13 protein-coding genes are annotated in these 14,889 nt (G+C 71.3%); 3 read left to right on the forward strand and 10 right to left on the reverse strand.

Features of this window, described 5'->3' with window-relative positions; translation table 11 throughout:
* Window positions 1-75 precede the first annotated feature (75 nt).
* Genes OG453_RS20040 through OG453_RS20060 form a run of 5 tightly spaced genes read right to left on the reverse strand, consistent with a single transcriptional unit; the run spans window position 76 to window position 7,020 of the window.
* Window positions 76-1,746 carry a right-handed parallel beta-helix repeat-containing protein gene (locus OG453_RS20040; RefSeq protein WP_266869320.1) on the reverse strand — a complete coding sequence of 557 codons (1,671 nt, stop codon included), beginning with the start codon at window positions 1,744-1,746 and terminating at the stop codon, window positions 76-78.
* 5 nt (window positions 1,747-1,751) lie between these two features.
* Window positions 1,752-2,735, reverse strand: a complete 984-nt coding sequence (locus OG453_RS20045; protein WP_266869322.1) for a UDP-glucuronic acid decarboxylase family protein — start codon at window positions 2,733-2,735, stop codon at window positions 1,752-1,754.
* Window positions 2,732-4,108: a UDP-glucose/GDP-mannose dehydrogenase family protein gene (locus OG453_RS20050; RefSeq protein WP_266869323.1), complete on the reverse strand. Its 1,377-nt coding sequence runs from the start codon at window positions 4,106-4,108 to the stop codon at window positions 2,732-2,734. Before OG453_RS20050 ends, OG453_RS20045 begins: the two co-directional genes overlap by 4 nt.
* Before the next feature lie 11 nt (window positions 4,109-4,119).
* Window positions 4,120-5,184 (reverse strand): UDP-glucose 4-epimerase GalE, encoded by a 1,065-nt coding sequence (galE, locus tag OG453_RS20055; RefSeq protein ID WP_266869324.1) that lies wholly within the window; start codon window positions 5,182-5,184, stop codon window positions 4,120-4,122.
* 6 nt (window positions 5,185-5,190) lie between these two features.
* Complete coding sequence (locus OG453_RS20060) at window positions 5,191-7,020, reverse strand: glycosyltransferase family 2 protein (RefSeq protein WP_266869325.1); 1,830 nt, start codon at window positions 7,018-7,020, stop codon at window positions 5,191-5,193.
* Window positions 7,021-7,144: 124 nt separating this feature from the next.
* On the opposite strand from OG453_RS20060, the gene OG453_RS20065 reads away from it, so the two are divergent.
* A complete protein-coding gene (locus OG453_RS20065) occupies window positions 7,145-7,885 on the forward strand; it encodes a TetR/AcrR family transcriptional regulator (RefSeq protein ID WP_266869326.1) in 741 nt (246 codons plus the stop codon).
* Here the strand turns inward: OG453_RS20065 and OG453_RS20070 are convergent.
* Entirely contained in the window at window positions 7,880-8,245 is a 366-nt protein-coding gene (locus OG453_RS20070) for a MerR family transcriptional regulator (RefSeq protein ID WP_266869327.1), read from the reverse strand. The two genes, OG453_RS20065 and OG453_RS20070, sit on opposite strands and share 6 nt — an antisense overlap.
* 62 nt (window positions 8,246-8,307) lie before the next feature.
* Between OG453_RS20070 and OG453_RS20075 the strand changes: the two genes are divergently transcribed.
* Window positions 8,308-9,591, forward strand: coding sequence for an MFS transporter (locus OG453_RS20075; protein WP_266869328.1), 1,284 nt, complete (start codon window positions 8,308-8,310; stop codon window positions 9,589-9,591).
* Here the strand turns inward: OG453_RS20075 and OG453_RS20080 are convergent.
* The 4 genes from OG453_RS20080 to OG453_RS20095 all read right to left on the reverse strand — a co-directional run bounded on the left by OG453_RS20080 (window position 9,566) and on the right by OG453_RS20095 (window position 13,798).
* Window positions 9,566-10,042: a (2Fe-2S)-binding protein gene (locus tag OG453_RS20080; protein WP_266869330.1), complete on the reverse strand. Its 477-nt coding sequence runs from the start codon at window positions 10,040-10,042 to the stop codon at window positions 9,566-9,568. The two genes, OG453_RS20075 and OG453_RS20080, sit on opposite strands and share 26 nt — an antisense overlap.
* A 10-nt stretch (window positions 10,043-10,052) precedes the next feature.
* Window positions 10,053-12,398, reverse strand: a complete 2,346-nt coding sequence (locus OG453_RS20085) for a molybdopterin cofactor-binding domain-containing protein (protein WP_266869331.1) — start codon at window positions 12,396-12,398, stop codon at window positions 10,053-10,055.
* A gap of 114 nt (window positions 12,399-12,512) precedes the next feature.
* On the reverse strand, window positions 12,513-13,097 hold the full coding sequence (locus tag OG453_RS20090; protein ID WP_266869332.1) for a TetR/AcrR family transcriptional regulator: 585 nt from the start codon (window positions 13,095-13,097) through the stop codon (window positions 12,513-12,515).
* Between the two features lie 5 nt (window positions 13,098-13,102).
* Window positions 13,103-13,798 (reverse strand): type 1 glutamine amidotransferase domain-containing protein, encoded by a 696-nt coding sequence (locus OG453_RS20095; RefSeq protein ID WP_266869333.1) that lies wholly within the window; start codon window positions 13,796-13,798, stop codon window positions 13,103-13,105.
* Window positions 13,799-13,915: 117 nt separating this feature from the next.
* On the opposite strand from OG453_RS20095, the gene OG453_RS20100 reads away from it, so the two are divergent.
* On the forward strand, window positions 13,916-14,881 hold the full coding sequence (locus tag OG453_RS20100; RefSeq protein ID WP_266869334.1) for a LysR family transcriptional regulator: 966 nt from the start codon (window positions 13,916-13,918) through the stop codon (window positions 14,879-14,881).
* Window positions 14,882-14,889 lie beyond the last annotated feature (8 nt).

The raw sequence follows: 14,889 nt of genomic DNA on the forward strand, positions 1-14,889 counted from the left end.
AACCGGGTCTCGCTCCTTCGATCGTAGGCCCGGCGGGTGAGGGGCTGCATCTTCTCGGTCTTCTCGCCGGGAGGCTCAGTCATCCGCCGGGGGCAGGGCGGCGCCGACGGGCGGGGGATGGCCGACCGTCTGCCCGAAGTAGTCGACGGGGCCCGGGTCGATGCCGAACAGCGCCTGCAGGTCCAGGCCCTTGCCGGCGAGGGCCGCGCAGTCCGGGGCCAGCAGGTGCGCGTCACCGGCGGAGTTCACGTCGGGCAGCTCGCCGCCGGCGAGGCAGGGATCGACGGTCAGGCCGACGGGCTGTCCCTGGAGGCGTTCCTGTCCGGTCGCCGCGCTCCACGCCTTGAGGCCGGCGAAGGTGCGGTCGCCCCACTGCGCGGTCCACTGTCCTTGCGGGGCACGGTAGTTGTTGCCCTGCACGAGGACGTTGGCGGCGGTCAGGCCCTCGTCCGCGAGGACCAGCGGGGAGCCGTCGGTGATGAAGTTGTTGTTGCGGACGGTGACGCCGGTCTGCCCGTCCATCAGGCGCAGGGCGGGACCGCTCCTGCCGTCCTCCAGGACGGTCATGACCACGGTGTTCTGGTACATCCGCAGATTGCGCACGTCGTGGCCGTAGACCGCGAGCCCGCCGAATTGCGGCAGCCTGCGGCCGTTGTCGGAGGACAGGTTGTAGCGGATGGTGTTGTCGGTGTGCGCGCCGTTCACCACGCGGGTGTAGGCGTAGAAGCCGGAGCCGTCGTTGTGGAACGCCAGGTTGTACTGCATGGTCGAGCCCGAGACGTTCTCGTCGAACCCGAATCCGGCACCGTCGACCTCGGAGCGCGTGTGGTTGCGGTATGCGGTGTTGTGCTCCAGGAGTACGTCGGTGGCGTCGTAGGCCCAGATGCCGACCGGGCCCGACGGCGCCGTGATGGCCGATCGGGCGCCGTTGTCGTGGGCGGTGGAGTTCCGCACCGTCGCCTGGCGCACGGAGCCGAGGATGATGCCGTCGCCGGTGTGCCGGCCGTCCGCCTTCGGGTCTCCGGCGTTCCGGTAGGCGGTGACGTCCTCGACCTCGAAGTCCTCGTGCGCGTAGGCGGGTTGGCGGGGCTCGAACTTCGGGCCGTAGGTCAGCAGCCCGGCGTCCTTGTTGCCGTGCAACTTGGCCTGACGCACCGTCACATCCTTGAAGCCGGTGCGCTCCTCGTTGCTGCCGACCGCGATGCCCGCCCGGAATCCGGAGATCTCGACGTCGGAGACCAGGACATGGTCGATCGGTCCGCCGCCCGGACGGTCGGCGTAGAGGTTGATGCCCCCGTCGCCGGCGTAGGCGGCGCGGTCCCCGGTCACGTGAAGATCGCGGATCTCCACGCCCGCCGTGTTGTGCACGGAGATGCCGGGGGTGCCCTCGGCGTCGACGGTGGCCCGGCCCTCGCCGTACGACCCGATCACCACGGGCCGGTCCGCGTCGCCCGCCTCCGAGCCGTTCAGCGTGATGGTGCCGGTGAAGCGGCCGCCGCCTTCCAGGAGCAGCCGGTCGCCGGGCTCCAGCGCCACGCGTTCGGCACGGGCCAGCGTCCGCCAGGCCTTGTCGGGCGATGAGCCGTCGTTGTCGTCGTCGCCAGCGGCGCCGACGTAGTACGTGCTGGTCGGCGAGTAGTGCGGCGTGGCGGCGCAGCCGCCGGCCGCGATCAGCGCGATCGCGGCGACGAGCGCACCTGGGGCGGCACGGCGCCCCAGGGCGGACGCGGCGGCTGTCCTGCGCATCGGAATCAGGCCTCCACGGGCTGCGGCGGCGCCAGGGACGGCACCTTGGCGGGCGGCGGCCCGGAACGGGCGGTGAACCACGCCACCGTGTGCCGCAGCCCTTCCTCCAGGGTGACCCGAGGAACCCAGCCGAGCTCTTCGAGCGCCCGGTTGATCACGGGGCGGCGGCGGGTCGGATCGTCGACGGGCAGCGGGCGGTACTCGATGGGGGAGCGCGATCCGGTGATCTTGCGGACGAGTTCCGCGAGCTCACGGACGGTGCGCTCGCTGGGATTGCCGAGGTTCACCGGGCCGCTGTGGCCGCTGTCGAGCATCGCCACCAGGCCGCGTACGAGGTCGTCGACGTAGCAGAAGCTGCGGGTCTGGCCGCCGTCGCCGTAGATCGTCAGCGGTCTGCCCGCAAGCGCCTGGCGGACGAAGGTCGACACCACGCGCCCGTCGTGCGGCCGCATCCGCGGACCGTATGTGTTGAAGATCCGTACGATGCCCACGTCGACGCCCAGGCTGCGCCGGTAGGCCATGGAGAGCGCCTCCGCGTACCGCTTGGCCTCGTCATAGACACTGCGCGGGCCGACCGGGTTGACGTGGCCCCAGTAGTCCTCGGGCTGCGGGTGGATCTCCGGATCGCCGTAGACCTCGCTGGTCGAGGTCAGCAGGAAGCGGGCGTCGTGCCGCTGGGCCAGGCGCAGGGCGTTCTCGGTGCCCCTGCTGCCGACGGCCAGGGTCTCCAGGGGCAGCCGGTGGTAGTCGGGCGGTGACGCGGGGCTCGCGAGGTGGGCGACCGCGTCCACCGGGCCCGGCACGTCGAACGGCTCGGTCACGTCCGCGTGGCGCAGCCGGAAGCGGTGCGCGCCGCGCAGGTGGGCGACGTTCTCCGGTTCGCCGGTGCAGAAGTTGTCCAGGCACCAGACGGTGTCGCCCCTGGCGAGGAGCGCCTCGCACAGATGGGAGCCCATGAATCCGCCGCCGCCCGTCACCACGACTCTCATGACGCACCTCCGGTGAGTGCCGCCACGGGGGCGGTGGGTCGTGAGGGGGCGGCCGCCCGCGCCGAGAGTCGCGGGCGGCCCGGTGCGTGCACGGCCCAGCCGGCCGCCGACCAGGAGCGCGGGTCGAGGCTGTTGCGGGCGTCCACGAGGACGGGGGAGCGGACCACCGCGGCGAGCGCGGCGGGGTCGATGTCGCGGTACTCGGGCCAGTTCGTGAGATGCAGGACCAGGTCCGCGTCCTCGCAGGCCTTGTCGACGTCCAGGGTGTAGGTCAGCTCCGGGTGGACGGTGCGCGCGTTGTCGACGGCCTGGGGGTCGTGCACGCGGACCGTGGCGCCCTGTTCCTGCAGGGCGGCCGCCACGACGAGGGCCGGCGAGTCGCGCACGTCGTCGCTGCCGGGCTTGAACGCGGCGCCGAGGACGGCGATCCGGCGGCCGGTGAAGGAACCGCCGAGGAGTCCGCGTGCCTGGTCGACGGTGCGCCTGCGCTGCCGGGTGTTGATCCGGTCGACCTCGTGCAGGAACACCACGGCGTCGCCGGCGCCGAGCTCCTCGGCGCGGGCGGCGAAGGCCCGGATGTCCTTGGGGAAGCAGCTCCCGCCGAAGCCGAGCCCAGGCTCCAGGAAGCGCGGCCCGATCCGGGAGTCCGCGCCGATGGCCGCGGCGAGCACCGACGCGTCGGCGCCGGCGGCGTCGCACACCTCGGCCATCGCGTTGATGAAGGAGATCTTGGTGGCGAGGAAGGAGTTCGCCGCCACCTTGACCAGCTCCGCGGTGGCCGGATCGGTGCTGAAGAACGGCACCCCGGCCAGGATCATCGGCGTATAGATCGCCCGCAGCACCCCCTCGGCGTGCTTCGACGAGACGCCCACGACGAGCCGCTCGGGCCGCATCGTGTCCTGGACGGCGGAGCCCTCGCGCAGGAACTCGGGGTTCCAGGCGACCTCCGTGCCCGGGGTCATCTTGGCGAGCCGCTCGGAGAGCCGGGCCGCCGTGCCCACCGGCACCGTGGACTTGCCGACGATCAGGCTGCCGGGCCGCAGATGCGGGGCCAGGCTGTCCACGACGGCGTCGACGTACCGCAGGTCGGCGGCGTTGCTGTCGGACCGCTGCGGGGTGCCCACGCACACGAAGTGCGTCCGGGCGAACGCGGCGCCCTCGGCGAGCGACGTGGAGAAGCGCAGCCTGCCCGACGCGACGGTGCGGGCGAGCAGCTCGTTCAGGCCGCTCTCGTGGATGGGGGCCCGGCCCGCCGCGAGCGATGCGATCCGTTCGGCGTCGATGTCGATGCCGAGGACCTCATGGCCCAGGTCGGCCATGCACGCGGCGTGCACCGTCCCCACGTATCCGGTGCCTATCACTGTCATCCTCATGACGTCGCTCCTCAGGGGTCGTGCCGGGTGCCGTTCGGGTGCCGTCCGGAGCCGGCGTAGCCGTGCGGATTGAGCTGCTGGAACCGCCACGCGTCACGGCACATGTCGGCGAGGTCGCGGGTGGGGCGCCAGCCCCAGGCGCGCGCCACCGCGCCCGCGTCGGCGACGAGTTCGGTGACGTCGCCGGGCCGGCGCGGCAGGATCTGGTACGGGACGGCCCGGCCGCAGGCCGCGGCGAACGCGGAGATCACGTCGAGGACCGAACGGCCCGCGCCGACACCCAGGTTGAAGATCTGCATGCCGGGTCGGTCGGCGAGGTGGTCGAGGGCCACCCGGTGGGCCTCGGCGGTGTCCATGACGTGCAGATAGTCGCGGACAGCGGTGCCGTCGGGGGTGGCGTAGTCCTGGCCGAAGACGGGCAGCCGCTCCCGGCGGCCGACGGCGACCTGCGCGACGTACGGCATCAGATTGTCGGGCACGCCGCCGGGGTCCTCGCCGAGGAGCCCGCTGGGGTGGGCGCCCACCGGGTTGAAGTAGCGCAGGGCGAGCACGGTGAACTCGGGGCAGCGGGCGCACACATCGGCGAGCAGCAGCTCGCAGAGCCACTTGGAGGAGGCGTACGGATTGGTGGGCGCCGCGGGCGTCGACTCGTCGAGCGGGCCGCGTCCCGCGTCGCCGTAGATCGAGCAGGACGAGGAGAACACCAGCTGGTGCACGGCGTGTTCCTGCATGACCCGCAGCAGCGCGGTCGTGCCGCCGACGTTGTTGTCGTAGTACTTGATGGGCATCCGTGTCGACTCGCCCACGGCCTTGTGCGCGGCAAAGTGCACGACGGCGTCCACGGAGTGGCGGTCGAATACGGCCGACAGGGCGCGCCGATCACGGATGTCCAGCTCATAGACGGCACCGACGAAGCGGTCGGTGATCCGTTCCACGCGGGTGAAGACCTGCGGGGTGCTGTTGGAGTAGTCGTCGATCACGATCAACTCGTAGCCGTGGTCGAGGAGTTCGACGCAGGTGTGGCTTCCGATGAAGCCCGCTCCGCCGGTGACCAGGATCGTGGACGGTTTCCTCATGACCGTTCACCAGCCCAGGACGGCGACGGCGTACGCCGGGTAGAAGGTGATGGCGGTGGCGACCGGCAGTGCCGCCAGGAGGCCGAGGGTCAGCGGGAGGCCCGCCGCGGGCAGCGCGTGGGTGAAGCGGAGGCCGGCCGCCCGTGCCGCCTCGCGGACGTGCAGCAGGGGAACGGCGATGGCGACGACGGCGTACGTCGTGGCGGCGAGCAGGCAGAGGAAGACATAGCCGGCCGACGGGCTCGTCAACTCGCCGACCAGGGCGATCGTGGCGAGGCCCGCGGCGAGCACGGCGAAGGGCAGGGTCAGCCGGACGGGCAGCGGCCGCGGGCCGCCGGTGTCCTTGGGCGTGACCTTGAACGTGAGCGGCCGCGAGCGCAGCTTCTGGCCGACCGCGCCGAACAGACCGAGGATGACGAACGGCCAGCGGGCAAGGGCGAACAGCCAGGTCTCCCAGCTGACCAGGGGTGCGGCACGCGGTCGCAGCATCCCGCAGCGGCGCATCAGGAGCAGGGTCAGGAGCAGCCACACGGGCATGGTCCAGAAGTGGACCAGGAAGTCGAAGTAGTTGACGTTCATCCATGGAAGGCCGGTGATGATGGCGATCGGCGGGAGCGTGAGGCCCGCGGTGATCATCAGGCCGAGCAGCGGGTAGTACGCGAGGGCGTAGGCGAAGCGCAGGCGCAGCAGGAAGGGCAGCCGGCGCAGATGGTGCGGCAGCAGGCCCAGAAGCATCGTGGTGAGGCTCCGTGACCACTGGTACTCCTGCGTGATCATGTCGCCGAAGGTGAGCGGACCGTCCCCGTGCGCCTCGGCGTCGATGGCGAACGCCCCTTGCCAGCCCGCCGAGTTGAGCAGATACGTGGTGGAGAAGTCCTCGGCGAGTTCCGGACCGAGCCCTCCGATGTCCCGCAGCGCCCGGGTGCGTACGGCGTAGTGGGAGCCGATGCACATCGGTGCGAGGCCGTCGCTGTGGCCCAGCTGCACCGCGCCGTGCCAGACGGCCTCGCGGTGCACCCGGCCCCGGGCCGCCCAGGATTCCGGGCCATTGGCGTCGCACATGCTGGGCGCGGCGACATAGCCGATGGCAGGGTCGTCGAAGGGGCGGACCATTTCGGCGAGGTAGGTCGCGGCGGGCACATGGTCGCAGTCGAGCTGCGCGACCACGTCGTACCGCTGATAGCCCCAATGGTCGTAGAAGTAGGCGAGGTTGCCTTCCTTGCAGCGGGTGCGGCGCGGCCAGTCGGGCCGGTGGTAGGGGGTCACGCCGCGGCGGCAGGACATCCGCACCCGGTGCGTGCGGCACCACGCGGTGATCTCCTCGGTCGGGTCCTCGTCGCACAGCCATACGTCGTAGGGGTGCGGAAAGTCCTGGGCCAGCATCGCTTCGAGCGTCCGCCGGGCGGTGGGCCACGGCTCCGAGGGGGCGCGGGTGACGGCGAAGGCGACCCGTGCCGCGGGGACCGGCAGATCCGGGTTGACCCGGCGAATCCGGAGCGCGGTGACGAAGAAGTAGCAGGGCAGACCGGTGAGGTAGAGCAGCAGGACGCTGTTGACGATCAGTCCCGCCCAGCCGACGCGGTGCTCGGGGCGCAGCCACCAGATCCAGAAATAGAGGAAGCTCAGCGCCCAGCCCATGGCGATCGCCGTGAGGAGGGCCCGGTCGCGGCGGGGGAGCGCGGGCACGAAGGTCGTCGGCCGGACGGTGCGCACAGGGAACGGCAGTCCGAAGACGGGGCCGCCGGCACTGATCCGGACGACATTGCCGTCCGAGATCCGGGCGAGCTCACGCTCCAGCTCGGCCTTGTCTGCCGTGATCGGCTCGCTGTGCGTCATGGTGCGACGCTCCTGAGGGGCTACGACGCTGTACGCTGACTACGTACGTTTACGTCGTATATGTACGACTTTGCACCCGATGTTCCCTGGGGTCAAGGGGGCCGGAGCTACGGAGGCGGCGGTCATGCCGAAAGGGAGAGAAGCGGGGTCGGGGGCGCCCCAGGGGCGGCGCGCGAGCGACCGCGGACGATATGGGCGGCTGAGCCGCGAGCGGGTGCTCGCCACGGCCGTGGAGGTCGTCGACCGCGACGGACTCTCCGGCCTCAGCATGCGCAAGCTCGGCGCGGAACTGGGCGTGGAGGCGATGGCCCTCTACCGCTACGCACCCAGCAAGAGCGACCTTTTGGACGGCCTGGTCGAGGCGTTCTGCCTGGAACTGGAGGCGGACCTGGCGGACCAGGCGGGTCAGGCGGGTCAGGCGGACCAGGCCGAGCGGCCCCCGGGCCCGGGCTGGCAGCGGGAGCTGCACCGCATCGCGCTCGCCACCTACGGCGTGGCCCTGCGCCACCCGAACGTGGTCCCGCTCCTGGCCACCCGCCTGCTGTCCACCCCGCTGGCCCGGCGGCCCACGGCCGTGCTGCGCAGCGACGAGCGGGTCCTGGCCCTGCTGCGGGACGCGGGGCTCAGCGACCGCCGCACCGTCCAGCTGCACCGGGCGTTCACCGCGTGGCTGCTCGGCTATCTCCTCGTGGAGCTGCGGGCCATGGACGACGAGCCGGGCGAGCCGGACCCCGCCTTCCGCCTCGGTCTGCACCGCATGCCCGCGCAGGAGTTCCCGCAGCTGCGGGCCATCGCCCTGGCCCTGGACGACCGGGGCGGGCCCGGTCAACTGGCCGCGGGGCTCGACGTGTTGCTCGGATCATGAGGTGCCGTTGCGTACGGCGTCGAGGTACTCCGCGATGGCGTCCCTGTTGCGGCTCAGGCAGTTCACGCGCTCGGTCATGCGGTCCCGCTGGTGCTCCAGGGTGGCGATCATCTCCGGTGTCGCGTCCGGGAAGTAGATCGTGCGGGGCTTGTCCAGGCAGGGGAGGATCTGTTTGATGATGCGGGTGGGAAGGCCCGCGTCGAGCAGCCCGCGGATCTGCAGGATCCGGTCCACGAAGCGTTCGTCGTACTCGCGGTAGCCGTTCGCCGCGCGCTCGGCCATGATCAGGCCCTGCTCCTCGTAGTAGCGCAGCAGTCGCCGGGGTGTGCCGGTGCGCTCCGACAGCTCTCCGATCCGCATGTGCCGACCTCGCAGCCTCTCGCTTGACCTTCACATCAATGTGAGGGTTCGAGCATACGGGCATGAGCAACGACACCACACAACACGTGGGTTCCCGGGGCGGATCCGGGACCCAGAAGCTGCCCATCGCCGCCCTCCTCGCCCTCGCCACCGCCGTCTTCATCACCAGCCTCACCGAGACCCTGCCCGCGGGACTGCTGCCCGCGATGAGCGCCGACCTGGGCGTCGGCGAGTCCGCGATGGGCCAGACGGTCACCATCTACGCGATCGGCACCGCGCTCACCGCGATCCCGCTGACCGCGGCCACCGCGGGGTGGCGGCGCAAGCGGCTGCTGCTGACCGCGATGACCGGCTTCGCCCTCGCCAACACCGTCACGGCGGTCTCCGGCAACTACCCGTTGACCATGGTGGCCCGGTTCGTCGCCGGTGTGGCGGCCGGTCTCGCCTGGGCGCTGCTCGCCGGATACGCCCGCCGCCTGGCACCGGTCCAGCTGCAGGGCAAGGCGATCGCGATCGCCATGGCCGGCATCCCCGTCGCCCTCTCGCTCGGGGTGCCCGCAGGGACCTTCCTGGGCAAGGCGCTCGGCTGGCGCGTCGCGTTCCTGCTGATGACCGTGCTCACCGTCGTACTGCTCGCCTGGATCACCGTGTCCGTGCCCGACCACCCCGGACAGCGGCGCGACGGCCGCACCCCGGTCCTCTCGACCCTGCGCATCCCCGGCGTGACGCCGGTGCTGACCGTCACGCTGGTCTTCGTCCTGGCCCACACCATCCTCTACACCTACATCGCCACGTTCCTCGACCACCTCGGCATGGGCGGCTCCACCGACCTCGTCCTGCTCGTCTTCGGCGCCGCCTCCCTGCTGAGCATCTGGATCGTGGGCGCCCACATCCACCGCAGGCTCCGTACGCTCACCATCGCGAGCGCCCTGCTGGTCGCCGTGGCCGCCGGGCTCCTCGCGGTGCTCGCCGAAAGCCCCGCCCTCGTCTACGTGGCCGTGACGCTGTGGGGGCTCGGCTGGGGCGGCGCTCCCACGCTGCTTCAGACCGCCGTCGGCGACGCGGGCGGCGATGCGGCGGACGCCGCTCAGGCCATGCTCGTCACGCTCTGGAACGCGGCCATGGCGGGCGGCGGCGTCGTCGGCGGCATCCTCCTCGGTCAGTTCGGCTCGCAGTCCTTCCCCTGGAGCGTCCTGGCCCTGCTCGTACCGGTGCTCGTGGTGGTGGTCGCCGCCCGCAGGCACGGCTTCCCCGCCCGGCGCGCGGCGGCGCATTCCGGACCCGGGGCGGCGCCGGAACTCACCGAGTACGCAAAGGAGTTCACATCCGCTTCGCCCCGGCCTTGATGGCCTCCCGGATCCGGGTGTACGTGCCGCAGCGGCAGATGTTGCGGATCTCGTCCAGGTCGCCGTCGCTGATCTCACGACCGGCGTCGGCGGCCTGCCGCACCTTGGCGACCGCGGCCATGATCTGCCCCGGCTGGCAGTACCCGCACTGCGACACGTCGAGGTCGAGCCAGGCCTCCTGCATGGGGTGCAGTTCCTTGCCGACCGTGCCGGGCAGGCCCTCGATCGTGGTGATCTCGTCGTCGGAGCCGATCTTCGACACCGGCACCGAACAGGGGTTGAACGCCTTGCCGTTGATGTGCGACGTACAGGACTGGCAGACACCGAGACCGCAGCCGTACTTGGGTCCCGTGACGCCGAGCAGATCGCGCAGGACCCACAGGAGGCGTACGTCGTCCTCGGCCTCGACGGTGATCCGCTCGCCGTTGAGCTTGAAGGTGTGGCTTGGCACGGAGGGCTCCTCAGTAGGCGCGGTCGAGACCGTCGGTCGGGGACTGCGGGGTTGACGGCTCGAGCGGCAGCGGTTCGAAGCTGAGCGTGCCGTGGTTGATCGGGAAGCTGGTCGGCAGCGTCCCGGTGGCGCGTGCGTAGGCGCAGGCGATCGCGGCGAACGCGGGCGCGACGCCCAGCTCGCCCGCCCCGGCGGGCTTGTCACCGGTCCTTGCCATCACGACGACCCGCAGGTCGGGCGGGGTGTTCCACTGCCGGGTGTAGAAGTAGTTGTCCCAGCTGCCCTCCAGCGGGATGCCGTCCTTGATGTGCAGGCTTGAGGTGAGCGCCATGGCCAGGGCGTCGTTCATGCCGCCCATCAACTGGGCTTCCAGGCCACGGGGGTTGATGGCGAAGCCCGCGTCCACGACCATCAGCGCCTTGGTGACGCGCGGTCCGGTGACTCCGTCCTTCACCTTCCGGTTCACCGTTTCCGGCCGGCAGTCGATCTCGACGAGCGCGGCGACCGCTCCCCGGTACTCGGAGTGCAGCGCGATGCCCTGCGCGATCCCGGCGGGAAGGGACTTGCCCCACTCGCCTTCCTCAACCGCCTTGTCCAGTACGGCCCGCAGCCGCTTGTCCTTGAGGAACTCGCGGCGGAACTCCACGGGACCCTTGCCGAGCTTCGCCGCGAGCAGGTCGACGACCAGCTCCCTGGCACACGCCACGTTCGGCGAGTAGATGTTGCGCATGCTGCCCGTGTTGAACTTCAGCGGCACCTCATTGAGCAGCTGCGTGGTCACCCCGAAGTTGTACGGAGTGGACTGGGTCAGCTGGAAGATGGTCTCGGCGAACGTCAGATTGCCCGCCACCGGCAGCTTCGCCGCCGTCGACGTGATCATCTCGCCCAGGCCGTGCCCGAAGTCGGTCTGTGAACTGGTGTGCCGCTGCTCGTAGCTGAGCACATTGCCGAGCCCGTACGTCGCGCGGACCCGTGAGACACACATCGGATGCGTGCGCCCCTGCCGGAAGTTGTCCGTACGGGACCACGACAGCTTGACCGGCTTGCCCATCTTCTGCGAGATCTCGGCGGCTTCGGCGGCCACGTCGTGGAAGAGATGCCGCCCGAACGAGCCGCCGCCCTCGATCACATGCACGGTGACCGCCTTCTGGGGCAGCCCGAGCCGCGTGGCGATGTCCCGCTGGGCGACGATCGGCACCTTGAGGCTCGACCAGATCTCGGCCCGGTCGGCGCGCACGTCCGCGATCGCGTTGTCGGGCTCCAGCGGGCTGTTGCTGGCGAACGCGAAGGTGAACTCGGCGTCGACCTTCTTGGTGAGCAGCGGCGGCACGACCATCGGCAGCGCCGCCTTCTTGAGCTTGGCGAGGACGGTGTCGTCCGACTCCCCGTCGACGGTGCCACGGCCCCAGGTCACCTTCAGCGCCCGCAGCGCGTCGATGCACTGGCCGAACGTCTCGCCGCGCACCGCCACACCGTGCCGGACGGTCACGACATCGGTGATGCCCGGCATGTCCCGCACCGCGTCCGCGTTCTCCACGGACACGACCGTGCCGTTGATCGTCGGCGGCCTGCGCACCATCGTCGGCTTGGCGTCCGGGACGTGCAGGTCCATCCCGAACGTCTTCTTCCCGGTCACGGCGGCCAGCGCGTCGACGCGGTTCTGCGGGGTGCCGAGGACGGTGAACTCCGAGGGGTCCTTCAGCCGGGCCGAGGCCTGGACGACGTGGGTGCTTGCCGCCGCCTTCGCGAGCGATCCGTACGTGGCGCTCTTCTCGGAGCCGTACGCGATGACGCCGTCCTTGGTGGTGAGTTCGGACGCGTCGACGCCCCACTGCTCGGCGGCCGTCGCCACGAGCCGCTGCCGGGCCACGGCCGCCGCGACGCGCACCGGGCGGTACATGCTGCGCATCGAGTTCGAGCCGCCGGTCATCTGGTTCATCAGGAGTTCAGGGCGGGCGTCGGCCATCGTCACCTTGACCTTGCCGATGGGCAGGTCCATCTCCTCGGCGATCATCATCGCGACCGCCGTGGTCATGCCCTGGCCCACCTCAGCGCGCGGCACCGCGAAGGACGCGGTGCCGTCGGTGTGCACCTGGACGGCGATCAGGCCCGCGGTGGGCGCCGCCGCCAGGTTCTGCAGATCGCCGAGGTCGAGGAGGTTCTCGGGCTGCGGCGGCGACGGCACCACGGCCTCGGCGCTCTCGCCGGCCGAGTCGACGCCGAACCGTACGCCGACGGCCAGCGTGGGCGCCGCGAGCAGATAGGCGAGCACCCTGCGGCGGCCGGGCCCCTCGGACCCGTCGGGCCCATTCGGTTCAGCCTCCGCATCCTGTGCCGAACGGCGCTGTGCTGCCATGGGTGCTCCTCCCCGGAACGTGAACGATCAGCCGGGGGAGCCTATGGCGCGGCGGCGGGGGCCGCAGGCAGCGGGCGAAAAATCCACAGGGCCACCACAGGAATTGACCGGAAGTCAGCTCAGCGGCACGTTCAGCGGCGCGTCGAGAGGGGGCGTGACGAGGAGTCCGGTCAGGAGCGCGTCCGTCGCGGGCCCGAAGAGGTGTTCCCCTTCGGAGACGGACTCCAGGCCGATGACGAGGGCTATGCACATGTCGGCGGCCTCGGCCGGTTCCACCGTCGCGGGGGTCCCCGCCTCGCCGAACAGGCCGATGAGCAGGCGGCGCAGCGAGCCCGTGAAGTCGTGGCAGATGTCGCCGAACAGGCGGGCCTTGTGGTCGAGGAGTTCGGCGGAGTGCGGAGAGTCCCCGGCCAGGCGCAGGACCAGGTCGAGCTTGGCCGCGAGGACGCCCCGGATGCGTTCGGCCTGCGGGGCGTCCGGGGTGGCGGCCGCCCGCTCGGCCCGCTCCAGCGCCTGGGTGTGCAGGCGCCGGGCGAGCTTGCGGAAGGCGTCGTCCTTGTTGCGTACGTACTGGTAGACCGCTGACCGGGACACGCCCATGGTGGTGGCGATGTCGTCCATCGTGGTGCGCCGTACGCCGTACCTGGTGAGGCAGTCGTAGGCGGCATCGAGGACCTCGTCGAGCCGGTCGGTGCCCATCGGGCTCAGGCCAGCTTCTTCAGGAGTTCGGTGGCCAGCGGGGCGGCGGACGCCGGGTTCTGACCGGTGACCAGGTTGCGGTCGACGACGACCTTCGGGGCCCACGGCTCGCCCTCCTGGAAGTCGGCGCCCGCCACGACCAGGCGGTCCTGGAGCAGCCACTTGGCCTTGTCGGCGAACCCGGACTGGGTCTCCTCGACGTTGGTGAAGCCGGTCAGCTCATAGCCGGCGAAGGCGTTGGAGCCGTCGGCCTTCGTCGCGGCGAGCAGGGCGGCCGGGCCGTGGCAGACGACGCCGAGCGGCTTGCCCGACTCCAGGGCGAGGGTGAGCAGCCTGCCGGAGTCCGCGTTGACGGCGAGGTCCTCCATGGGGCCGTGGCCGCCGGGGTAGAAGACCGCGGCATAGTCGGCCAGGTCGACCTCGTCGATCTTGATGGGGTGGTTCAGCTCGTCGATCGATTCGAGGGTGGCGGCGACCTTGTCGGCGCCTTCCTGGCCGCCGTTGAACTCGGGCGCCAGGCTCGCCCGGTCCACGGGCGGGACGACACCGCCCGGCGTCGCGACGACGATCTCGTGGCCCGCGGCCTTGAACGCCTCGTACGGGGCGACGGCCTCCTCGGCCCAGAAGCCGGTCGGGTGCTGGGTGCCGTCGGCCAGGGTCCAGTGGTGGGCGCCGGTCAGGACGAAAAGGATCTTGGACATGTGTCTCTCCGAGGCTTCCGAGGCTGGAGTACCTGACGTTCCGTGCTCAGAACGTCAGTGCGTTGATGCCTCGAAGGTAGGGCCGCCGCCCCAAGGAAATCCAATAGGCTGAGCCATATGGGAGATAAGGATTCCGATGGATCGCCGGGAGCGGCGCAGACGACGAGTGCCGCCGGCGGTCCGCTGGACCTGAACCTGCTGCGTACGTTCCTGGCGGTGTACCGGTCGGGCTCCTTCACGTCTGCCGCGCGCCTGCTCGGCCTCTCGCAGCCCACCGTCACCACCCAGATCCGCGCCCTGGAGCGGCAGCTCGACCGGGAGCTGTTCGAGCGGCTGCCGCGCGGCGTCGCCCCCGCGCCGTTCGCGGACGCGCTCGCTGCCCGCATCGTCGATCCCCTCGACGCCCTCGCGGCGGTCACCGGTCACGGCGGCCCCCTCGACGGCGCCCCTGCCGGGCCCGTCCATCTGGCGGGCCCGGCCGAGATGCTCTGCCACTGCGCGCTGCCCGCCCTCGCGCCGCTGGTCGAGAAGGGCGTCCGGCTGCGGGTCAGCACCGGCCTGACCGATCCGCTCCTGGACGAGCTGCGCGCCGGACGCCACGACCTGGTGATCGCCACGGCCCGGCCCCGCGGGCGTTCCCTGCACGCCGTGCCGCTGGCCGACGAGGAGTTCGTCCTGGTCGCAGCGGAGTCGTGGGCCGAGCGGATCGGCGGCCCCGACCGGATCGCCGCCGAAGGGCCCGCGGTGCTGCACGGCGTCCCGCTCGTCACCTACGCCGAGGATCTGCCGATCGCCCGCCGCTACTGGCGGCACGTGTTCGGCAAGCGCCTGACCCGCGAGGCCTCCGTCACCGTGCCCGACCTGCGCGGCGTGCTCTCCGCCGTGATCGCGGGCGCGGGCTTCTCCGTGCTGCCCCGCTATCTCTGCCGCGACGCGCTGGCCGCGGGCAGCCTCGTCCTGCTGCACGATCCGCAGGACGCGCCGATCAACACCGGCTACCTGGTCCAGCGCCCAGGCTCCGCGGACAACCCGCACGTCGCGCTGGTCCGCGACCGGCTGATCCAGTCGGCCCGCGCCTGGTAGCCGCGGGC

Source organism: Streptomyces sp. NBC_01381, from assembly GCF_026340305.1.
GTDB lineage: Bacteria > Actinomycetota > Actinomycetes > Streptomycetales > Streptomycetaceae > Streptomyces.